Genomic DNA, 18,298 nt, shown 5'->3' on the forward strand with positions numbered 1-18,298 from the left:
TTATTTGTCAATTCTTAAAATTAAAAATAGCTTCTTATATATCAGCTATACTATCTAATATATAAGTTGGATTATAAACACTTTTACTATCCCTTTTAGCTTCTCCTGTTAAAACTAATATTGTGTCACAGTCATTAATATATCCTGAAGCGATATCAGTATATAATCTATCCCCTACTATTACTACTTCATCTTTTAGTAAATTTAAATTTCTTAGTGCATAATCAAGCATAGCTTTTTTAGGCTTTCCAAAATATTTAGGAATTTTTTTTGTACATAACTCAATTATATTGCAAATAGCTCTACAGTCTGGTAAAAATACTCCATCCTCCACAGGATAAACTAAATCTTCATTTGCTGCTAAATATTCTACATTTCTATGTAGAAGTTTACAAGCAATCTCTAACTTTTTATAGTTTAATTCAGAATCAAGTGTTACCACAACTATATCAATTTCAGAAAAATCAAACTCATCATTTTCATCAAATATTTGAATCTCTAAATCTTTACAATAATTTTTATAATCCTTTGTCCCCACCATAAATATTTTTTTATCTTTACAACTATTTTTTAAATAATCTGCTAATACTCCTCCAGCAGTTATTATCTCTTTCAATTCAGCTTCTATTCCCAGTTTTGTAAATTTTTCGATATAGCTCTTTGGATTTTTAGAGGAATTATTCGTATAAAACCCTATTTTCTTTCCACATTTTCGTAATTCCTCAATTTTTTCTTTAGCTCCTGGTATTAGAACATCCCCTAAAACTATTGTTCCGTCTATATCAAATAAGTATCCTTTATAATCTTTCATTTTTGCTCCTCTTTTGTTAAATTACTTTTAGTTGCTTTTTTATTTCTTACCATGGTTATAACTTTTCTTTCTAGTATTTTCATTACTATTAAAGTTATAACAACAATTAAAAAAGCTGCTATAGATAAAAATACAAATCCATATCCAATTGCTAATCCAATTGCTGCTGTTATCCATAAAGTAGCTGCTGTTGTTATTCCTGAAACCTTATCATTTGAATAAACTATTGCTCCTCCCCCTATAAATCCCACTCCTGTTACAACTTGAGCTGATAGTCTTGTAATATCTAATTTATAACTTTCTATGAGGTTAGGTTGGGAGGATATTAAATTTATTTGCCTTATTAACAGCTCCTCTTGTAAAAGGGCAATCGTTGTAGCTCCTAAACATACCAATATTAAGGTTACAAATCCTGCTGATTTATTTTTTAACTCTCTTTCTAATCCTATACAACCTCCAAATATTGAAGAAACTGTCAATCTAAATAATATCTCTGTCAATCCTATCCCAGTCATAATTATCCCTCATTTTATATTTATTTATTTTGATTTGCTATAAACTGAACTCCTAAATCTGGAAAATCTGTAAATACCCCTGTAGAATTAGTTTGGTTAAATATGATTTCAAACATCTCATCTATATTGTCTACATAGTTTGGTAAAGCATCTTTTCTAATTGTGTACGGATGTAATTCCAATCCATTTTTTCCAATATATTCTACTAATGGAGTTACTTTTATATCTCCTTTTTTAGAATTATCTCCATCTATTAGCATATACCATGCTGGACCTATTCCATCAGCATATTTTGATACTTCTTCTACTCCCTCTGGAGTAAACATCCAATCATAATTATAGTTTACCCATTCACCTTTTTTATTTTTTTCCATAGTTTCATTCCAATCAGTATATGCAACTAACTGAACTAATTTTAAATCCATTCCCATCTCTGGCATAAGTTCATTTTTAACTCTTTTTAACTCATTAAAATCAAAAACTTGGAAATAGATGGGGTCATTCTTACTTGTATAACCATACTTTTTTAGAATTTGTAAAGTTTCTTTAGCTATATCTTTTCCCTCTTGATGATGTAACCAAGGAGCTTTAATTTCTGGATATATTCCAATTCTTTTTCCTGCTGTTTTTTCTAACCCTTGAATAAACTCTAATTCTTCTTCTAAAGTATGGATTTTAAATGTTGATTTCCATAAAGGGAATCTTCCCTCGTAAACCAATTTTTCCTCACCATTTTCCACTTTAAAATTTTCAGTCATATTTAAACCTTTTATTTCAGCTAAAGTAAAATCCATAACATAATATCTACCATCTTTTCTTGCTCTATTTGGATATTGCTTAGCAACATCTGTAAGTTGGTCTAAAAAATGATCATGTATTACAATTACTTTATTATCCTTAGTCATAGCCAAATCTTGTTCTAAATAATCTGCTCCTTGACCAAAAGCTAAAGCCTTTGACTCAAGTGTATGTTCTGGCAAATAACCACTTGCTCCTCTATGTGCTATTATAATTTTTTTATCATTTTGTGAAAAAGTCGCTAAAGATAATCCTACCATACTAAGTGCTAATAAAATTTTTACGTTCATCTGACCTCCATGGATTACATTAATAGGTTTGGTATATATAGTGCTATTGTCTCCGAATAAGTTAAGATAGCTAAAACTATTAACAATGCTAAAATAAATGGTAATACCTCTTTTACAAACTCATCGAGTTTTACGCCAACTATAGTACATGTTGTAAACATCATTGAGCCAAAAGGTGGTGTTATTCCTCCAATCATAATATTAACAATTAATATTACTCCAAACTGAATTGGATCTATTCCAACCTTTAAAGCTGCTGGTACTAAAAGTGGTGCAAGAATTACAAGTGCTGCCCCTCCTTCTAAAAACATTCCAACAAAAAGTAAAAGTAGGTTAACTATAAAAAGTAACATGTATCTATTATCTGTAAATCCAACTAATAGATTTGTTATCATTTGAGGAATTCTTTCTAGCGTTAAATAATATCCAAAAACTTTTGCTCCTATTATAAGAAGCATAACAGAACCTGTTCCATAAACCGTATCTTTTAAAATAATAGGCACATGCTCCCATTTTAGTTTTTTATATACAAAAACTCCAACTACAAAACAGAATAATACAGCAACTCCACCAGCTTCTGTTGGAGTAAAAAGTCCCATACGCATTCCTAAAATAATTCCAAAAGGAATTAGTAACGCCCATATAGAATCTTTAATCTGAATCAAAATCTCCTTTATTGTAGCTCTTTTATCTCTAGTTGAAGTATATCCTCTTTTCTTAGAAATTATATGCACTACAAACATAAGAGCAACTGTCATCATAATTCCAGGTGTATATCCTGCTAAAAACATTTTAGCTACTGAAACGTTGGCTATTAATGAATAGATTATCAAATTTGTTCCTGGAGGTATTACTGGACTTACCGAAGATGATGCAGCTGTAACAGCTGCTGAAAATGGTTTTGAGAAATTTCTTTTTACCATCTCTGGAACTAAGATTTTAGATTGCATAGCTGCATCAGCATTTGCAGAACCTGAAATTCCACCCATCATAGCACTTAATATTACATTAACTTGTGCTAGTCCTCCGACCATATGCCCTGTTAAAACTTCTGCCATTTTCATTAAACTAGAACTAATTCCTGAAAAGTTCATAACAGATCCAACCATTATAAAAAATGGAACTGCCAAATATGGAAATGATTCCACTGAAGTTACAAACTGTTGAATAACCATATTAACAGACATTATATTATTCTGGAATATAAAATAATATAGTGATGCTCCTATAAGAGCAAAAGCAATAGGTATATTTAAGAAAAACAGTATAAATAAAATAATAACTGGTATAAATGGTTCCATTACATCATCACATCCTCTATTTGCTGTTCAAACTCCTCTTGCTCCTCTTGCTCTTCTATTTCTAAATTATTAAAATTAATAATATCGTAAATAAAAAAATAGATAGAGTAAATTGTCATTAACCCAAAGGAAATTGGCAAAGAACTATTTATATAAACATACGATATTTCTAAAGCTGAAGTTATCTTATCAGATGAAGATGTATAGTTATAACTTAAATAAAACATAGAAGCAGATAATACTAAAAGTAGAGTATTCGTTATAACCCTTAATACTCTTCTCCCTTTTAGAGGTAGTATTTTTGTTACAGCATCTACTCCTATAAGTCCTCTTTTTCTATAACTTGCTGTTGCTCCTAAATAAACTGTCCATATAAAGCAACCAACAGAAACCTCTTCTATCCAAGAGTATTGTATTCCTAAGAAATATCTTAGGAATACATTTACTATTACAAGAATTACAGTTACGCTGATTGTTATACTTCCAAGTAATGCTTCAAACTCTATTGCCCTAAATTTTTTTAAAATATCATTACTCATGTAAGCCTCCAAACTAGCAGATTCTATTTATTTCTAATTTTATTTAATTCATCCATTATTTGATTATAGATTCCTGGTGTCCATTTTGGAAATTGGTTAAATACGTTTTCAATTGCTTTATTAAATGCAACTGCATCAACCTCATTAAATTTAACTCCAAGTTCTTCTAATTTAGTTTGGTACTCTTTCTCTAACTTCACAGTTTCATCTGTATTATAAACACTTCCGTTATAAATCTCTTCTTCAATAACTTTTCTTTGCTCATCAGTTAACGCATTCCAAACTTTATTTGAAATAGTAACAGCTGAAACTCCTAAAAGGTGATTCGTTAAAGAAACTTGCTTTCTAACCTCATATATTTTAGTTCCATAAATTGTCATTAAAGATCCCTCTAATCCATCTACAACTTTTTGTTGAATTCCACTATAAACTTCTGTAAATGGAAGTGGAGTTGGATTTGCTCCCATAGCTTCTAAAGTTAACATATAAAGTTGGCTATTTGGAACTCTAATTTTTAATCCTTTTAAATCTTCTGGAGTTTTTACCTCTTTTTCTGTTAACATACTTCTAAATCCAAATAGATAATCTAATGATAAAACTTTTATCCCTTTTTTCTCAGCTTCAGCATTTAAATTTTTAACTAAATCACTTTTAGTCATAGCTAAGTATTCATCAAAATTATTATATAACATAGGTCCAACTACTGCGTTATAATCAGGTACGTAATCTCCTAAAAAGTTTATTCCATCTACTGATATCCAGTTTGCTCCACCAACAACTTGTTCCATACTATCTTTTCCAATTGGTAGTTGTCCGCCTGTGAAAACCTGTATCTCTAAATTATCTTTTAATCTATCATTTATTTTATTAGCTACCTGATGAAAAGTTTTTGCTGTTTGCTCATCTTCAACAAACTTCATACTCATTTTAATAACCTTTTTTTGAGGAGCTTTAGCTTGTTGTGCTCCATCTGTTTTCTCTTTTTCTCCTCCACATCCCACTAAAAAAATACTTAAAACCAACATTAAAACTTTTAAAAATCCCTTTTTCATTTGATCTCCTCCCAAATTAAATTTTGTTTTTTATGAAAAAAGAGCTATTCAAAAAAAGATAAAAATCTTTTTTACTGAATAGCTCTCTCTCTCATCTCTGCTATTTTATAAAAATCTTTACATTTTTGTTTAATATTTTCGACTTTAAATTCATTTCATATTTTTTCAGTACTAAGTATACTATATTAATTTAAAATGTCAATATTTAAACGTTATATAATTTTTAAATAATAGAAACTTTAGAAAATATTATTTTTTATAGTTAGCCAAAAGGATGAAAAATATTTATTAAGGAATATTCTTCATTTTTATTATCTAGTTTAGAAATATAATATATTTCATAAAAAATTTCAGATTTTTTCAACTTCTTATCTCTTTGAAATTTTTTTATTTTTTCAAAGTATATTTCGTTTTTAAAAGCTGCTCCTTCCACATATAAAGATACTCCTTTATTTTTATAAATCTCTTCACTATTAATAGATTTAGAAGCTACTATAATCTCTTCATAGTAACTATAATTTTTTTCATCCACCTTTAATATTATAAAGGTATCGCTTATATTATAAGAAATATCTATCTTTTTAAAAACTTTTCTTATATGAGTTTCAATATCATTGTTATCTTTTATTTCTCCTTGAGAACTTCCCAAAATAAAAAACTCTAACTCTTCCATTTGAGGTGGTTTATTTAAACTATTCATTGCGTGACTCAAAGTTTTTTCTAATCTATTTAAATTAGATTTTATATTTTTTAAGTTTTCAATCTCTTTTTCAATTATATTTTTTTGAAATACAATTGACTTTAAAATATTTTCTAAATTATTCCCTTCATATAAAATCTGTTTTATTTTTTCCAAAGGAAATCCTAAAGACTTACACCTTTTTATAAAATCTATTTGTAAAAATTGATCTATTGAATAATATCTATATTTCGTCTCTTCATCAACATAAATTGGCTTTAAAAGTCCCTCTTTATCATAGTGACGAAGGGTTTGAATAGAAATTTTTGTTAATTTAGATGTTTCTCCTATTGAAAATATCATTTTTTCCTCCAAATTTTTTTGACTCTATAGTTACAATAGAGTATATACTATTCTCTAGTAAAGGAGGAAGTGAAATGTTAAAAAAATTTATTAATTATGCTGTTCCATCTGTATTTGCGATGTTTGTATCATCACTTTATGTAATTATTGATGGAATCTTTGTAGGTCAAGGTGTCGGAAACTTAGCTCTTGCCGCTGTTAATTTAGTAGTACCTGTATCAATTTTCTTTTTTGGAATGGCCACAATGTTTGCTGTTGGAGGTGGAACTCTTATTTCTGAAAGTTTTGGAAAAAAAGACATAGCAAAAGGTGTTCACATCTTTAGAGAAGCTTTTATAGTTCTATTAATTTTAAGCTTTTTTATGAGTTTCATATTTGTTGTTTTTTCAAAAAAGATAGTTATACTTTTAGGAGCTAATGGAAATGTTTTAGAGGAAGCTAATACTTATCTAAAATATTATGTTATGTTTTGTATTCCAAATATCCTAGGAATATCTTTAAGTAGCTTTATAAGAAATGATGGAAATCCAAAGCTTGCCATGATTGCAACTGTTTCTGGTGCTTTTTTAAATATTGCTCTGGATTATGTATTTATTTTTATTTTTAAATGGGGAATAAAGGGAGCTGCTATAGCTACAGGGCTTGGACAGATTTTAACTGTTCTAATTATACTACTACACTTTTTATTTAAAAAAGGATATCTTTCTTTTGGTAAAACTAAACTTCACAAAGAAAATATATTAAGATTTATTACGCTGGGGTTTCCATCTTTTTTTATGGAGATAACTTTTTCAATAATGGTATTTTGTATGAATATAGCTATTTCAAAAGTTGGAAATGAAAGTCAACTAGCTTCATTTGGAATAATAAACTATCTAACTACAATTGTTTATATGCTTTTACTTGGTTTATCTTTTGGAGTTCAACCATTATTTAGTTTCAACCATGGAGCTAAAAATTATGAAAATGTTTTTAAATTTTATAAATTTACAATTGTATCTTCTATAGTTATTAACTTTATTTATTTTGCTATTTCATATTTTTATGGATATGACATTGTTAAATTATTTACTAAAGATGGAAGTATTTTAAATGAAACTTATATTGGTCTCACTCTATTTAATCTTTCATTTTTTATCGTAGGGATTAATGTTATTCAATCAGGATATTATCAAGCTATAAACAACCCTAAAAACTCAAATATTATATCTTTTTTAAGATCAATTATATTTTTTCCAATAACAATTTTTATAAGCAGTCATTTTTGGGGATTAACTGGAGTTTGGCTAAGTCCTTTATTTTCTGAAACTCTTTGCTTTATAACTTGGAATCTTCTATTTAATAAAAACTTGGGTTCAGTATTAACAAATTATTTTATAAAATCTACACCTAAAAACCAGTAATTTAAATTTATTTACCAACTTTTTACACTATATTAACTTCTACTTAACTCTTATGTTATATAATAACTTATAAGATTTATTTCGGAGGGATTATATTGAAAACTAAATTAGCATTACTATCATTATTTGTTTCTACATTAACTTTTTCAGAGGTTGTAAATTTAAAAAAATTTGATATAGAAGTACCATCTCAATTCATGGTTCCATATAGTGGTGATGAATCTGAATTTAAAGATGGCTTCAAAACAGGTTTTGGGTCAGCTCTAGCTTTTAAAAATATAAATTCTGATGGGACAATAGAATTTTATGCTTTAACAGATAGAGGTCCTAATGCAGATATTCCAAAATATTTAAAAGATGGTAAAAGTGTTCCTGGAAAATTTTTCCCAGCACCAAACTTCACTCCTTCAATTGGAATTTTAAAAGTTGATGATAAAAAAGCTGAAATAATAGATAAAATTGAACTAAAAGATTCAACTGGAAAAAATATTACTGGATTACCTCTTCCCTTAAACAGAATCGGTTCTACTGGTGAGGTTGCATTAGATTTAAATATGAATAGTCTAGGGTATGATATCAATGGTCTTGACCCAGAGGGAATAGCTATTGATAAAGATGGAAACTTCTGGATTTCAGATGAGTATGGACCATTTATAATAAAGGTTGATAAGAATGGAAAAATTTTAGAAAAATTAGAACCTGGAAATGGATTACCTGAAATTGTAAAACATAGAATTCCAAATAGAGGAATAGAAGGGTTAACAATTGATAAAAATGGAAATATCTATGCCGCAGTTCAAAGTACTTTAAATGTCGACGGAAAAACAAAAGATACTGCAATTTTTACTAGAGTTTTAAAAATTGATCCAGACACAAAAGAGGTTAAAACTTTTGCATATCCAATTGATAAAAATTATAAATCTAACTCTGCTGCTAAAATTGGTGATATCTATGCAGTTGATGAGAATAAACTATTGATAATAGAACAGGGAAAGCAAAAAGGAAAAATGGAAAACTTAATCTATTTAGTTGATTTTTCAAAAGCTGATGATATTACAACTTTAGGTAACCTAGAGAGTAAAGGAAACGATTTAAAAATAAAGCTTGGAGAGAAAAAGCTAGTTGTAGATTTAAGAAAACATGGATGGGATACTGAAAAAGCTGAAGGATTAACTCTTTTACCAGACAATAAAACAATTGCGATAATCAATGATAATGACTTTGGAATGGCAATAAGTGAAGATGTATCTCCTTATCATTATAACGAAAATGAAAAACAACTATACTTAAATAATAAAGCTACAAATCAAAAACTAACTTTAAAGAAAAATACAGAAACTAGTCAACTTTGGTTAGTTACACTTAAAGAGGAAATATAAAAATTATTTTAAAAATTTTAATCCAATCACAATTTGATTGGATTTTTTTTTGAATTATGTTACCATCAATCTATAGAATTAAAATAAAGGAGAGTTAAAATGGCAAAAGGTTATGATCAACATATAGAAAGAAAAAATAAAGTAAATAGTTTTGGTAGAGAACTTACAAGAAGGGCTAAGTCAAAATGTGAGCTTTGTGAAGCTACAGGTGTAAGTCTAAGTATTTTCGAAGTTCCTCCAGTAAAAGAGGAGCCAGAGGTAGAAAGATGTATTTTTATCTGTGATGAGTGTAAAAATAAATTAGAAAGAGTAAAAAAAGCTAAAGAAAATGATTTTAGATTTTTAACTAACTCTATTTGGAGTGAAGTTGATATGGTTAAAGCTTTATCTATCAAACTTCTAACAGAAATGGCAACGAAATACTCGTGGGCAGAGTTAGTTTTAGATGATCTTTATATTGATGAATCAACTGAAGAATTGATTAAAACCATAGAGTTAGAATAAACTTTTCTCATAATAGAGAAAAGTTTTTTTATTTTTTTGAATAAATATGCAAAGGAAAAAGTTAAAAAAAATATAAGTATATATTTATATAGTATTTAGGAGGATTATGCATGGATGAAAAAAATTCTATAAGAGAAAAGTTTTTGAAGTTTGAAAACATTTTAAACTCTTCAAATCAAAATAGAGAACAACTGATTATTATTTTAAGAACAGCTCAAAGCATATTTGGATATATTCCAAAAGATATCCAAAATTTAATATCTAAAAAATTAAGAATTCCTATTGCTGAAATTTATGGCGTAATCACATTTTATAATTATTTTATAACAGAACCTGAAGGAAAATATCCAATTCATCTTTGTATGGGGACAGCTTGTTATATAAATAAATCTGAAAATCTATTAAAAGAGATTAAAAGAATTCTAAATATAGATATAGGGCAAATAACTGAAGATGGACTTTTTTCTTTAAGCATAGTTAGATGCTTTGGTGCTTGTGCTTTAGCTCCTGTAATTAATATAAACGGAAAGATTTATAGTAAATTAACTCCAGAATCTTTAGAAGATATACTAAAAAAATATAAGGAGGATGAGGTATGATTACTAAAAAAGATGATTTAGAACAAATCAAAAAATATTTTATAGAAAATCAAAAAGATAAAATTCAAATAAAAATAGCCATGTCTGTTTGTGCAAAATCTTCTGGTTCAGAAAAAATTTATAACTATTTTTTAGAGGAAATTAAAAAGAAAAATTTAGATATAGAAATTATTCCTACTGGATGCATGGGATTTTGCTATTGTGAACCAACTTTAAAAGTAGTAGATCCTAAATCTAAAGAAGTAAAAATTATTGGAGAAGTTACCATTGAAAAATCAAAAAATATTTTAGATAAAATAGTAAAAAATGAAAAAATAGAGGGCGATGTAACACCTAGAGTAAACGAAAAAAGAGTCTCACTTTTAAATTGTGGTGACATAAATCCAGAAAGTTTTGAAGCTGCCATCTCTAGAGGAGCCTATTTTTCTTTAGAAAATATACTAACTAACTTTTCAAGAGAAAATATTGTTGACTCTGTAGAAAAATCTGGATTAAGAGGAAGAGGAGGAGCTGGTTATCCAACAGGTAAAAAATGGAGAGCTCTTTATGAAAATAAAGATGAGGAGAAATATATTGTTTGTAATGCAGACGAAGGTGATCCTGGAGCCTTTATGGATAGGTCAATTTTAGCTGGAGATCCACATCTTGTACTAGAAGGTATAATCATTGGAGGATATGCTGTTGGTGCGCAAGATGGGATTATCTATATAAGAGCTGAATATCCACAAGCTATAGATATGCTTTTAAAAGGTATTGAGGATTTAAAAAAACATGGCATATTGGGAAATAATATTTTTGGAACAAATTTTAGTTTCAACATTGAATTAAAATATGGAGCAGGAGCTTTTGTTTGCGGAGAAGAAACTGCTCTTATTCAATCTATGGAGGGAAAAAGAGGAGAACCTAAAGCAAAACCACCCTATCCTGTTGAACTTGGTTTCCGAGGAAAGCCAACTGTTGTAAATAACGTTGAAACTCTTGCTAATATAACTAGAATATTTCAAAATGGCGTTGAATGGTATAGAAAAATAGGCACAGATAAATCACCAGGAACTAAGATTTTCGCTCTTGTTGGTAAGATAGAAAAAGTTGGTTTAGTTGAGGTTCCTTTAGGAACAAAACTAGAGGATATTATATATAAAATTGGTGGTGGTATTAAAAATGGAAAAAAATTTAAAGCAGTTCAAACGGGAGGTCCTTCTGGCGGATGCTTAAGTGATGAAGATTTAAATATTTCAGTTGAATATGACGAACTTGTAAAAAGAGGGGCCATGATGGGATCTGGAGGATTAATTGTTTTAGATGAAGATGATTGTATGGTTGAGATGGCTAAGTTTTATATTGGGTTTTCAGTAGGTGAATCCTGTGGAAAATGTACTCCTTGTAGAATAGGAACTAAAAGATTATATGAACTTTTAGATAAAATATTAAGTAGAAATGGAGAAATGAAAGATTTAAATCTATTAGAGGAATTAAGTATAACAGTTAGAAGAGCATCTCTTTGTGGACTTGGTAAATCTGCTCCTAATCCTGTTTTATCTACGCTTAAAAAATTTAAAAATGAATACTTAGAAAAAATAGAAAGGAGATGATTTTTTTGTTTGAAATAACAATTGATGGTGTTAAAACTCAAGTTTCTGAAAATACAACTATTTTAACAGCTGCAAAAAATATAGGTATAAAAATTCCATCTCTTTGTAATTTAAAATTGGATGATTATTTTTTTAATAACCATGCAACTTGTAGAATATGTGTTGTTGAAGTAGATAAAAGAGATGGTTTGTATCCTGCTTGTTCAACTATTTGTTGGAATGGAATGAACGTTGTAACAAACTCTTCACAAATTATACAAATTAGAAAAAATATACTTGAACTCCTAATTTCAAATCATCCGAAAGATTGCCTAATATGCTCTAAATCTGGAGAGTGTGAATTACAAAAATTAACACAAGAGTTTAGGCTTAAAGAGATTAGATTTAGTGGCGAAAGAAATCAATTTAAAAGTGAATATTCAGAATCTATTATAAGAGATCCTGAAAAGTGTATTATGTGTAGAAGATGCGAAACTATGTGTAATAAAGTTCAAACATGTGGAGTTCTCTCAGCAATAAACAAGGGATTTCATTCTGTAGCTTCTACAGTATATGGAAATAATTTGGATAAAACAGTTTGCACATTCTGTGGACAATGTGTAAGTGTATGCCCTGTTGGTGCATTACATGAAAGAAATTACATTTGGGAAGTTATCGAAGCTCTTGCAGATCCTAATAAAAAAGTTATCGCACAGGTTGCTCCTGCTGTTAGAGTTGCATTAGGTGAGGAATTTGGAATGGATGTAGGTTTAAATGTTGAAAAAAAAATAGTTACAGCTCTAAAAAAAATGGGATTCGATGGAGTCTTTGATACAACTTGGGCAGCTGATTTAACTATTATGGAGGAAGCAACAGAGTTAAAAGAAAGATTAGAAGGTTATTTATCTGGAGATAAAACAATAAAACTTCCAATATTAACATCTTGTTGTCCTGCTTGGGTAAATTTTATAGAATATAATTTTCCTAACTTACTAGATATCCCTTCTACGAGTAAATCTCCACAACAAATGTTTTCAGCAATAGCTAAAAATGTATGGGCACCTAAAATGGGAATAGATCGAAAAAACTTAGTAGTTGTTTCTATAATGCCTTGTTTAGCTAAAAAGTATGAGGCTTCAAGAACTGAATTTATAAAAGACGGAAATAGAGACACCGATATATCTATCTCAACAAGAGAATTAGCAGATATGATAAAATATTTTAATATTGATTTTAAAGAGGTTATAGATCAAGAATTTGATTCACCAATGGGAGAATATACGGGTGCTGGAATAATATTTGGAAGAACTGGAGGTGTGCTTGAAGCTGCTTTAAGAACTGCCTACGAGTGGGTTGTCGGTGAAGAGCTAAAAGATATTGATTTTTTAAAATTAGAAATATCGAAAGGTTTGATAGTTAAAAAAGTAAATTTTGGACCAAAAGAATTAACTATAGGGATAGCTCATGGACTTGGAAATGCTAGAAAACTTTTAGAAGAGATTGAATCAGGAAAAGAGATTTACCACGCAATAGAAATAATGGCTTGCCATTATGGATGTGTTGGTGGCGGTGGTCAACCTTTCGTCCATGAAAATATTGACATATTAAACAAAAGAGTTGAAGCTTTAAATGATATAGATAAAAATTGTAAATTGAGAAAATCTCATGAAAATCCCTATATTAACAACTTATATAATGAATATTTTGATTTTCCATGTTCAGAAAAAGCTAAAATTTTACTTCATACAAGATTTTTTAAAAAATAAATAAAATACACCGGCTATATACCGGTGTATTTCAATTTCTCATTATTTGATACTTCTTAATTTAAAAAAGTTTTTTTATCATTGATAATTTCTTGAAGCTTATCTATAAATCTACAAAGATGAAAACCATCACATACTGCATGATGAACTTGAATAGCTAAAGGAATTAAATATTTATTATTTTCTAAATAAAATTTTCCAAAGGTAAATATAGGAAAATAATAATCATATCCATTTTTCAAATTCAAATTAAACCCATCAAAAGTATTCCAAGGAATCATTGAAACTGGAAAACTATTTTCAGGAGGATTTTCTTTTCCAATCATTTTTATACTATCTCCAAATTTAGCTATATCAAGAACATACGAGTTATAAAATTCAGAGTAAAAACTGATACAATCACTCCATAAATTAGTAAATAGATCATTCCCATCTTTCAAATAGGTATAACAAGGATATAAAGTTTCATAAACTCCTAAAACTCCATTAGAATTTTTATTTATTCTAAACTCTTCAAACTCATTAACAGTTTTAGTTAATGCAAAAATTAGTGCTGGATAAATTTTCAAATTTAATTCTTTTATATTAGTTATATCTATTTTTGTTGTTAAACTTACTGTGCATGGAATATCTTTAGAAAAATATTCATAGTATTCTTTTCTTTTCCAATTTTCAATATCAATCTTTTTAAAAAACATAAGGTTGCTCCTTTAAACTATTAATTCTTAATAATGTTGTATTATAACATATGCTCTATAGTTTGCTGTAATCTTTATTTCAGTTCTTTTTATTTTTATATTTCTTCATTATTTGAAACAAAGCTAATTAACTTAATTTTTTGAGCACCAGTAGCATAAACTATAATCTCAGAAACACCTGATTCCATAAATTCTGCTCCAATCTCATCAATTTTTTCTTTTAAAATATCTTGCTCTCGCTCATTATTTGTTTCAATAGCAACTTCCCATCTACCCATAATATCTACTTCACTTATAATCTTCATAGCATCATCTCCCTAAAAAATAATTATATTTAAAGAGTTATACTAAATTAAAGAAGTAGTTCCTTCACTATCAATTTTATATCTCTCTGGATTTTTAATTAAATCTTTTTTTATTTTTCAATTTTAGAATTTTTACTATCTTCCAATTCTTTAATTTTCGATTCTAAAAAATTTACCTTTTCATTATAATTAAAATCAGATATGCTTAAAAGTTATTAAAAAATAAAATTCTACTTCATTGAAAGATTTCTTCTAGATTTAAACCATTCAAGGGTCTCCCCTTCAGTTTCTTGTGGAAGAATTCTTCCATAAACTTCATTATACAACCATGCTAAAGTTTTTTTTGAAAGATATTTTTTCATTTCTTCCTCTCCCTCTTGCATAACTACTTTAATAAAACATGGACACTTAGTATATGATTCTGGAAGATTATTTTGATCTACTAAAATATTTTTTTGTCTAATCTCTGCACATTGAAAAAAGGGCTCTTTTCCTTCAATAGCCTCAATTATATCCCAGAAAGATATCTCTTCTGGATTTCGAGCTAATTCATATCCACCCTTTACGCCAGGAACTGATTTAGTTATTCCAGATTTTCCTAATTTTGTAAAAACTTTAGCTAAATAAGATTCTGATACTCCTTGAAATTCTGCTAAATCTTTAATTCCAACATAATCTTTATCTTTAAGCTTTACTATATATAAAAGGCAATGAATAGCATACTCCACACCTATTGACATTTTCATAATTTTTCACTCCTTTAAATGTTATTGTCTTATATTTTATCATCAAAATATTATTGATTCAAGAACGATATTTTTTATTGACATAATTTTAATAAAATGTTAATATAATTAACGACAATATATGTCGCTAATTGAAATTTTTATAGGAGGTTTTATGTTTAATGAAAAATTTTTAGAGGTATTAAAACATGAAGGGGTAGTTTCTATTGTTTCTTGTGGAGTAAACGAAGCTCATGTTTCTAATACTTGGAATAGTTACCTTACTATAACTGATAATAATAAAATTTTAATTCCTGCTGCTGCAATGATTCTAACAGAGAAAAATATTATTGAAAATCCAAAAGTAAAATTAACATTAGGTAGTCACGAAGTAATGGGATATAGATATATGGGAACTGGGTTTCTTGTTGAAGGAACTGCAAAATTTTTAAAAGAGGGTGCCGATTTTGATATGATGAAAGAAAAATTTTCATTTCTTACAAGGGTCTTAGAAATTACTGTAACATCATATAAACAAACACTTTAAATTTAAGGAGAAATAACAATGGCTAAGCAAATAATAGAAGAAAATTGTATTGGATGCGGATCTTGTGAAAGAACATGTATCGTAGGTTGTATATCTCAAATAAAAAATAAAAAAATGTTCATAGATTCTAATGCATGCGTAGATTGTGGAGCTTGTCAATTAGCTTGTCCTTCTAAATGTATTGTTTAACAAAAAAGTTTAAATTTAAAAAGAGATATTTTTTGGACAAAGTTTTCATTCTGTGTTATTATTTAAGGATAAATATTTTTATTAATAAGGAGGATAACTATGAAAATTTTTGTCTATGGAAGTTTAAGAGAGGGATTTTTTAATTTTAATAAATATATAAATAACGCAGCTAAAAAAATTGAACTTGGTGAAGTTAAAGGCAAACTATATGCTATTAAAGATCAAGAATATCCTGCACTATTAGAAGAAAACGGAACTGTAATTGGAGAAATTATAACCGTTGAAAATTGTGATTTAAAAGCTATTGATAATATGGAAAATTATTTTGGTGAAAATAATCCTAATAATGAATATAATAAGGTAAAAAAAGAGATTAAAAATTTAGAAACTGGTGAAATAGAAATTTTAGATGTTTATGTTTATAATATAACTAATCCAAATTTTTCATATGATAATCTGATACCTGTTTCATCAGGGGATTGGAAAATTTTTAAAAAATAAAAAAATTCAAAACTTTTTTCTTATCAAAAAACGTCTAATTAGCATAATAATAGTTAGAAAGTAGAAAAGGATTTTGTAGCAATTTGTAAATGTTGTAAAAAATAACCATCACACAGTTTCAATAAAGTTTTAATATTTAGAAATATGTTTAAATTTTTAAAGAGTTTTAACTAATTATGAAGTTGTTATTCTAACTATTATATGAAGTAATAGATTTAAAGTCAGTAAACTATTTTATTTTTAAGAGATTTAAAAGAAAATTTTTACAAGTTTTAAAGTTATTAGAAGGTGATTAAGTTTTAATAGTGAGTAGAGGGATTTGTGATGGTTGCCCTCTACTTTTTTATTATTTTTATAGAAATTAGAAAAAGAACTAGAATTATCTAGTTCTTTTCCTAACTTTTTGAGGGTGAAATCAACAATTCCATAAAACTTAAGGTCACTTGTCAATTTGAAACGAATTTTATGCTTAATAAGGTATGTCTTATCATTCGCTTTAAATTCATAATTTCCTTTTTATTAATTTATTCTTTAAAATATTTGTATTTTTACACTATCCCCTACTAAAAATTCTGAAGATTCTATAATCCAGTCTTCCTCTTTAGAAAGAATCATTTTTATTTCCTCTAAAAACCTCATCACTAAAGTAGTGGGCTTTACAGAACTTGCTGTAATTTCTTAACCTAAGAGAATAAATAGATTAAATTCAAGTATTTTTCATGCAAAACCACCTCCAAAAATAAATTTACCTTTAATTATACTAAATAAAAGGAAACACATTTTTTATCCGAATTTATGTTTAAGAAAACTCATTTCTAAATGTTATAGGAGGATATTATGGTAATTTTAAAATATAAAGATTGGCAAAATACTGTTGATACTCTAGGAATGTATATTCAAATGGTTGGAAAGGTTGCTCTTGAGAGAATTCCTCAAGAACCTGAGTGGGAATCAGCTATGCTTCATATTACACCAACTGGAATTTCTACTGGAAATATTCCATCTGAAAATGGATTATTTCAAATTTCATTTAATTTTATAAAACATGAACTGGTTATTCTTGATGAAAATGGAAAAGAAGCTGTTACTCCTCTTAAAGATGGAGTTTCTGTAGCTCAATTTTATAAGATATTTTTAAGTAAACTTGAATTTTTAGGATATCGAACTGATATTTATTCTATTCCTCAAGAATGGAACTTTACAACACCTTTTGAAAAAGATGAAACTCATAAATCCTATGACCGAGAAGCTGTTGAAAAGTGGTTTGAAATGATTAAATATGCTTATAAAATTCTTAGTAAATTTGCTGCTCCTTTTAGAGGAAGAAGAACAAAAGTTAATTTCTATTGGGGTTGTTTAGATATGGGAACTGTTAGATATTCTGGTAAACTTCTTAATATCGACCCTTCTTTACCTGTTGGTTTTAGATATGGTGTTGATGCTGAAGAGGTTGAATTTGGATTTAATCTTGGTAATAACAATATTGGCGAACCATATTTCTTTGGATTTATGTGGCCTAATAATCCTGATGAATATAAAAAAATGGCTCTCCCTATTGAAAAAACTTATTATAATGACCAATTTATTTATAAATTAACTGACTGTCTTGCTACTCCTAATCCTGAAGAATCTGCAATGGCTTTTTTCCAAAGTGTTTACGAAGCTGCAACTAAAGTTCAAGAATGGCAAAATCTTGAGTCTTATAATAAACCTTTAGAGCTTCCATCACAAAAAATTCGTAGAAATAAGTAAGCTATACAAAT

20 protein-coding genes are annotated in these 18,298 nt (G+C 28.0%); 10 read left to right on the forward strand and 10 right to left on the reverse strand.

Annotated elements, in window-relative coordinates; translation table 11 throughout:
* Window positions 1–34: 34 nt before the first annotated feature.
* From H5J23_RS00680 to H5J23_RS00710, 7 genes are all read right to left on the reverse strand, one after another.
* Complete coding sequence (locus tag H5J23_RS00680; protein ID WP_185890399.1) at window positions 35–811, reverse strand: HAD-IIA family hydrolase; 777 nt, start codon at window positions 809–811, stop codon at window positions 35–37.
* Complete coding sequence (locus H5J23_RS00685) at window positions 808–1,326, reverse strand: MgtC/SapB family protein (protein ID WP_023052458.1); 519 nt, start codon at window positions 1,324–1,326, stop codon at window positions 808–810. The genes H5J23_RS00680 and H5J23_RS00685 overlap by 4 nt, the downstream gene beginning before the upstream one ends.
* 20 nt (window positions 1,327–1,346) lie before the next feature.
* The gene (gene glpQ, locus H5J23_RS00690) at window positions 1,347–2,414 is read right to left on the reverse strand and encodes a glycerophosphodiester phosphodiesterase (RefSeq protein WP_023052457.1); all 1,068 of its coding nucleotides are present in this window, start codon (window positions 2,412–2,414) and stop codon (window positions 1,347–1,349) included.
* A 14-nt stretch (window positions 2,415–2,428) separates the two neighbouring features.
* Window positions 2,429–3,715: a TRAP transporter large permease gene (locus H5J23_RS00695; RefSeq protein WP_185890401.1), complete on the reverse strand. Its 1,287-nt coding sequence runs from the start codon at window positions 3,713–3,715 to the stop codon at window positions 2,429–2,431.
* On the reverse strand, window positions 3,715–4,254 hold the full coding sequence (locus H5J23_RS00700) for a TRAP transporter small permease (RefSeq protein WP_023052455.1): 540 nt from the start codon (window positions 4,252–4,254) through the stop codon (window positions 3,715–3,717). Before H5J23_RS00700 ends, H5J23_RS00695 begins: the two co-directional genes overlap by 1 nt.
* A 23-nt stretch (window positions 4,255–4,277) precedes the next feature.
* Window positions 4,278–5,306 carry a C4-dicarboxylate TRAP transporter substrate-binding protein gene (locus H5J23_RS00705; RefSeq protein ID WP_185890403.1) on the reverse strand — a complete coding sequence of 343 codons (1,029 nt, stop codon included), beginning with the start codon at window positions 5,304–5,306 and terminating at the stop codon, window positions 4,278–4,280.
* 262 nt (window positions 5,307–5,568) lie between these two features.
* On the reverse strand, window positions 5,569–6,348 hold the full coding sequence (locus H5J23_RS00710; protein WP_185890405.1) for a helix-turn-helix domain-containing protein: 780 nt from the start codon (window positions 6,346–6,348) through the stop codon (window positions 5,569–5,571).
* Window positions 6,349–6,422: 74 nt separating this feature from the next.
* Between H5J23_RS00710 and H5J23_RS00715 the strand changes: the two genes are divergently transcribed.
* The 6 genes from H5J23_RS00715 (at window position 6,423) to H5J23_RS00740 (ending at window position 13,570) form a co-directional block, all read left to right on the forward strand.
* A complete protein-coding gene (locus tag H5J23_RS00715; RefSeq protein WP_040407040.1) occupies window positions 6,423–7,751 on the forward strand; it encodes an MATE family efflux transporter in 1,329 nt (442 codons plus the stop codon).
* 95 nt (window positions 7,752–7,846) lie between these two features.
* Window positions 7,847–9,130: an esterase-like activity of phytase family protein gene (locus H5J23_RS00720; RefSeq protein ID WP_185890407.1), complete on the forward strand. Its 1,284-nt coding sequence runs from the start codon at window positions 7,847–7,849 to the stop codon at window positions 9,128–9,130.
* Window positions 9,131–9,229: 99 nt separating this feature from the next.
* Complete coding sequence (locus H5J23_RS00725) at window positions 9,230–9,634, forward strand: PhnA protein (RefSeq protein WP_185890409.1); 405 nt, start codon at window positions 9,230–9,232, stop codon at window positions 9,632–9,634.
* 110 nt (window positions 9,635–9,744) lie between these two features.
* Window positions 9,745–10,233: an NAD(P)H-dependent oxidoreductase subunit E gene (locus H5J23_RS00730; RefSeq protein WP_023052449.1), complete on the forward strand. Its 489-nt coding sequence runs from the start codon at window positions 9,745–9,747 to the stop codon at window positions 10,231–10,233.
* Window positions 10,230–11,825: an NADH-ubiquinone oxidoreductase-F iron-sulfur binding region domain-containing protein gene (locus H5J23_RS00735; RefSeq protein WP_255494318.1), complete on the forward strand. Its 1,596-nt coding sequence runs from the start codon at window positions 10,230–10,232 to the stop codon at window positions 11,823–11,825. The genes H5J23_RS00730 and H5J23_RS00735 overlap by 4 nt, the downstream gene beginning before the upstream one ends.
* The gene (locus H5J23_RS00740) at window positions 11,822–13,570 is read left to right on the forward strand and encodes an NADH-dependent [FeFe] hydrogenase, group A6 (RefSeq protein WP_185890411.1); all 1,749 of its coding nucleotides are present in this window, start codon (window positions 11,822–11,824) and stop codon (window positions 13,568–13,570) included. Before H5J23_RS00735 ends, H5J23_RS00740 begins: the two co-directional genes overlap by 4 nt.
* Before the next feature lie 56 nt (window positions 13,571–13,626).
* Here the strand turns inward: H5J23_RS00740 and H5J23_RS00745 are convergent, their stop codons facing one another.
* The 3 genes from H5J23_RS00745 to H5J23_RS00755 form a co-directional block, all read right to left on the reverse strand.
* Window positions 13,627–14,268, reverse strand: coding sequence for a CatA-like O-acetyltransferase (locus H5J23_RS00745; RefSeq protein WP_185890413.1), 642 nt, complete (start codon window positions 14,266–14,268; stop codon window positions 13,627–13,629).
* A 95-nt stretch (window positions 14,269–14,363) separates the two neighbouring features.
* On the reverse strand, window positions 14,364–14,573 hold the full coding sequence (locus H5J23_RS00750; protein ID WP_023052445.1) for a hypothetical protein: 210 nt from the start codon (window positions 14,571–14,573) through the stop codon (window positions 14,364–14,366).
* Between the two features lie 230 nt (window positions 14,574–14,803).
* On the reverse strand, window positions 14,804–15,319 hold the full coding sequence (locus tag H5J23_RS00755) for an Rrf2 family transcriptional regulator (protein WP_185890415.1): 516 nt from the start codon (window positions 15,317–15,319) through the stop codon (window positions 14,804–14,806).
* A 154-nt stretch (window positions 15,320–15,473) separates the two neighbouring features.
* Here H5J23_RS00755 and H5J23_RS00760 point away from each other — a divergent pair, with 154 nt between their 5' ends.
* The 4 genes from H5J23_RS00760 to H5J23_RS00775 all read left to right on the forward strand — a co-directional run bounded on the left by H5J23_RS00760 (window position 15,474) and on the right by H5J23_RS00775 (window position 18,287).
* Window positions 15,474–15,845, forward strand: coding sequence for a pyridoxamine 5'-phosphate oxidase family protein (locus H5J23_RS00760; RefSeq protein WP_040407012.1), 372 nt, complete (start codon window positions 15,474–15,476; stop codon window positions 15,843–15,845).
* Window positions 15,846–15,863: 18 nt separating this feature from the next.
* On the forward strand, window positions 15,864–16,034 hold the full coding sequence (locus tag H5J23_RS00765; RefSeq protein WP_185890417.1) for a 4Fe-4S binding protein: 171 nt from the start codon (window positions 15,864–15,866) through the stop codon (window positions 16,032–16,034).
* A gap of 99 nt (window positions 16,035–16,133) precedes the next feature.
* Window positions 16,134–16,535 (forward strand): gamma-glutamylcyclotransferase, encoded by a 402-nt coding sequence (locus tag H5J23_RS00770; RefSeq protein ID WP_185890419.1) that lies wholly within the window; start codon window positions 16,134–16,136, stop codon window positions 16,533–16,535.
* 837 nt (window positions 16,536–17,372) lie between these two features.
* Window positions 17,373–18,287: a DUF5996 family protein gene (locus tag H5J23_RS00775; protein WP_185890421.1), complete on the forward strand. Its 915-nt coding sequence runs from the start codon at window positions 17,373–17,375 to the stop codon at window positions 18,285–18,287.
* Window positions 18,288–18,298: the final 11 nt, after the last annotated feature.

Source organism: Cetobacterium sp. 2G large (assembly GCF_014250655.1).
Classification (GTDB): Bacteria; Fusobacteriota; Fusobacteriia; order Fusobacteriales; family Fusobacteriaceae; genus Cetobacterium_A; species Cetobacterium_A somerae.

What these genes read in the sequence shown, in the direction of transcription:
- H5J23_RS00735 (WP_255494318.1), top strand. Translation starts at nt 10,230, where the DNA reads ATGATTACTAAAAAAGATGATTTAGAACAAATCAAAAAATATTTTATA.
- H5J23_RS00750 (WP_023052445.1), bottom strand. Translation starts at nt 14,573, where the DNA reads ATGAAGATTATAAGTGAAGTAGATATTATGGGTAGATGGGAAGTTGCT.
- H5J23_RS00775 (WP_185890421.1), top strand. Translation starts at nt 17,373, where the DNA reads ATGGTAATTTTAAAATATAAAGATTGGCAAAATACTGTTGATACTCTA.
- H5J23_RS00710 (WP_185890405.1), bottom strand. Translation starts at nt 6,348, where the DNA reads ATGATATTTTCAATAGGAGAAACATCTAAATTAACAAAAATTTCTATT.
- H5J23_RS00700 (WP_023052455.1), bottom strand. Translation starts at nt 4,254, where the DNA reads ATGAGTAATGATATTTTAAAAAAATTTAGGGCAATAGAGTTTGAAGCA.
- H5J23_RS00765 (WP_185890417.1), top strand. Translation starts at nt 15,864, where the DNA reads ATGGCTAAGCAAATAATAGAAGAAAATTGTATTGGATGCGGATCTTGT.
- H5J23_RS00730 (WP_023052449.1), top strand. Translation starts at nt 9,745, where the DNA reads ATGGATGAAAAAAATTCTATAAGAGAAAAGTTTTTGAAGTTTGAAAAC.
- H5J23_RS00715 (WP_040407040.1), top strand. Translation starts at nt 6,423, where the DNA reads ATGTTAAAAAAATTTATTAATTATGCTGTTCCATCTGTATTTGCGATG.
- H5J23_RS00745 (WP_185890413.1), bottom strand. Translation starts at nt 14,268, where the DNA reads ATGTTTTTTAAAAAGATTGATATTGAAAATTGGAAAAGAAAAGAATAC.
- H5J23_RS00755 (WP_185890415.1), bottom strand. Translation starts at nt 15,319, where the DNA reads ATGAAAATGTCAATAGGTGTGGAGTATGCTATTCATTGCCTTTTATAT.
- H5J23_RS00770 (WP_185890419.1), top strand. Translation starts at nt 16,134, where the DNA reads ATGAAAATTTTTGTCTATGGAAGTTTAAGAGAGGGATTTTTTAATTTT.
- H5J23_RS00725 (WP_185890409.1), top strand. Translation starts at nt 9,230, where the DNA reads ATGGCAAAAGGTTATGATCAACATATAGAAAGAAAAAATAAAGTAAAT.
- H5J23_RS00705 (WP_185890403.1), bottom strand. Translation starts at nt 5,306, where the DNA reads ATGAAAAAGGGATTTTTAAAAGTTTTAATGTTGGTTTTAAGTATTTTT.
- H5J23_RS00695 (WP_185890401.1), bottom strand. Translation starts at nt 3,715, where the DNA reads ATGGAACCATTTATACCAGTTATTATTTTATTTATACTGTTTTTCTTA.
- H5J23_RS00685 (WP_023052458.1), bottom strand. Translation starts at nt 1,326, where the DNA reads ATGACTGGGATAGGATTGACAGAGATATTATTTAGATTGACAGTTTCT.
- H5J23_RS00760 (WP_040407012.1), top strand. Translation starts at nt 15,474, where the DNA reads ATGTTTAATGAAAAATTTTTAGAGGTATTAAAACATGAAGGGGTAGTT.
- glpQ (WP_023052457.1), bottom strand. Translation starts at nt 2,414, where the DNA reads ATGAACGTAAAAATTTTATTAGCACTTAGTATGGTAGGATTATCTTTA.
- H5J23_RS00680 (WP_185890399.1), bottom strand. Translation starts at nt 811, where the DNA reads ATGAAAGATTATAAAGGATACTTATTTGATATAGACGGAACAATAGTT.
- H5J23_RS00740 (WP_185890411.1), top strand. Translation starts at nt 11,822, where the DNA reads ATGATTTTTTTGTTTGAAATAACAATTGATGGTGTTAAAACTCAAGTT.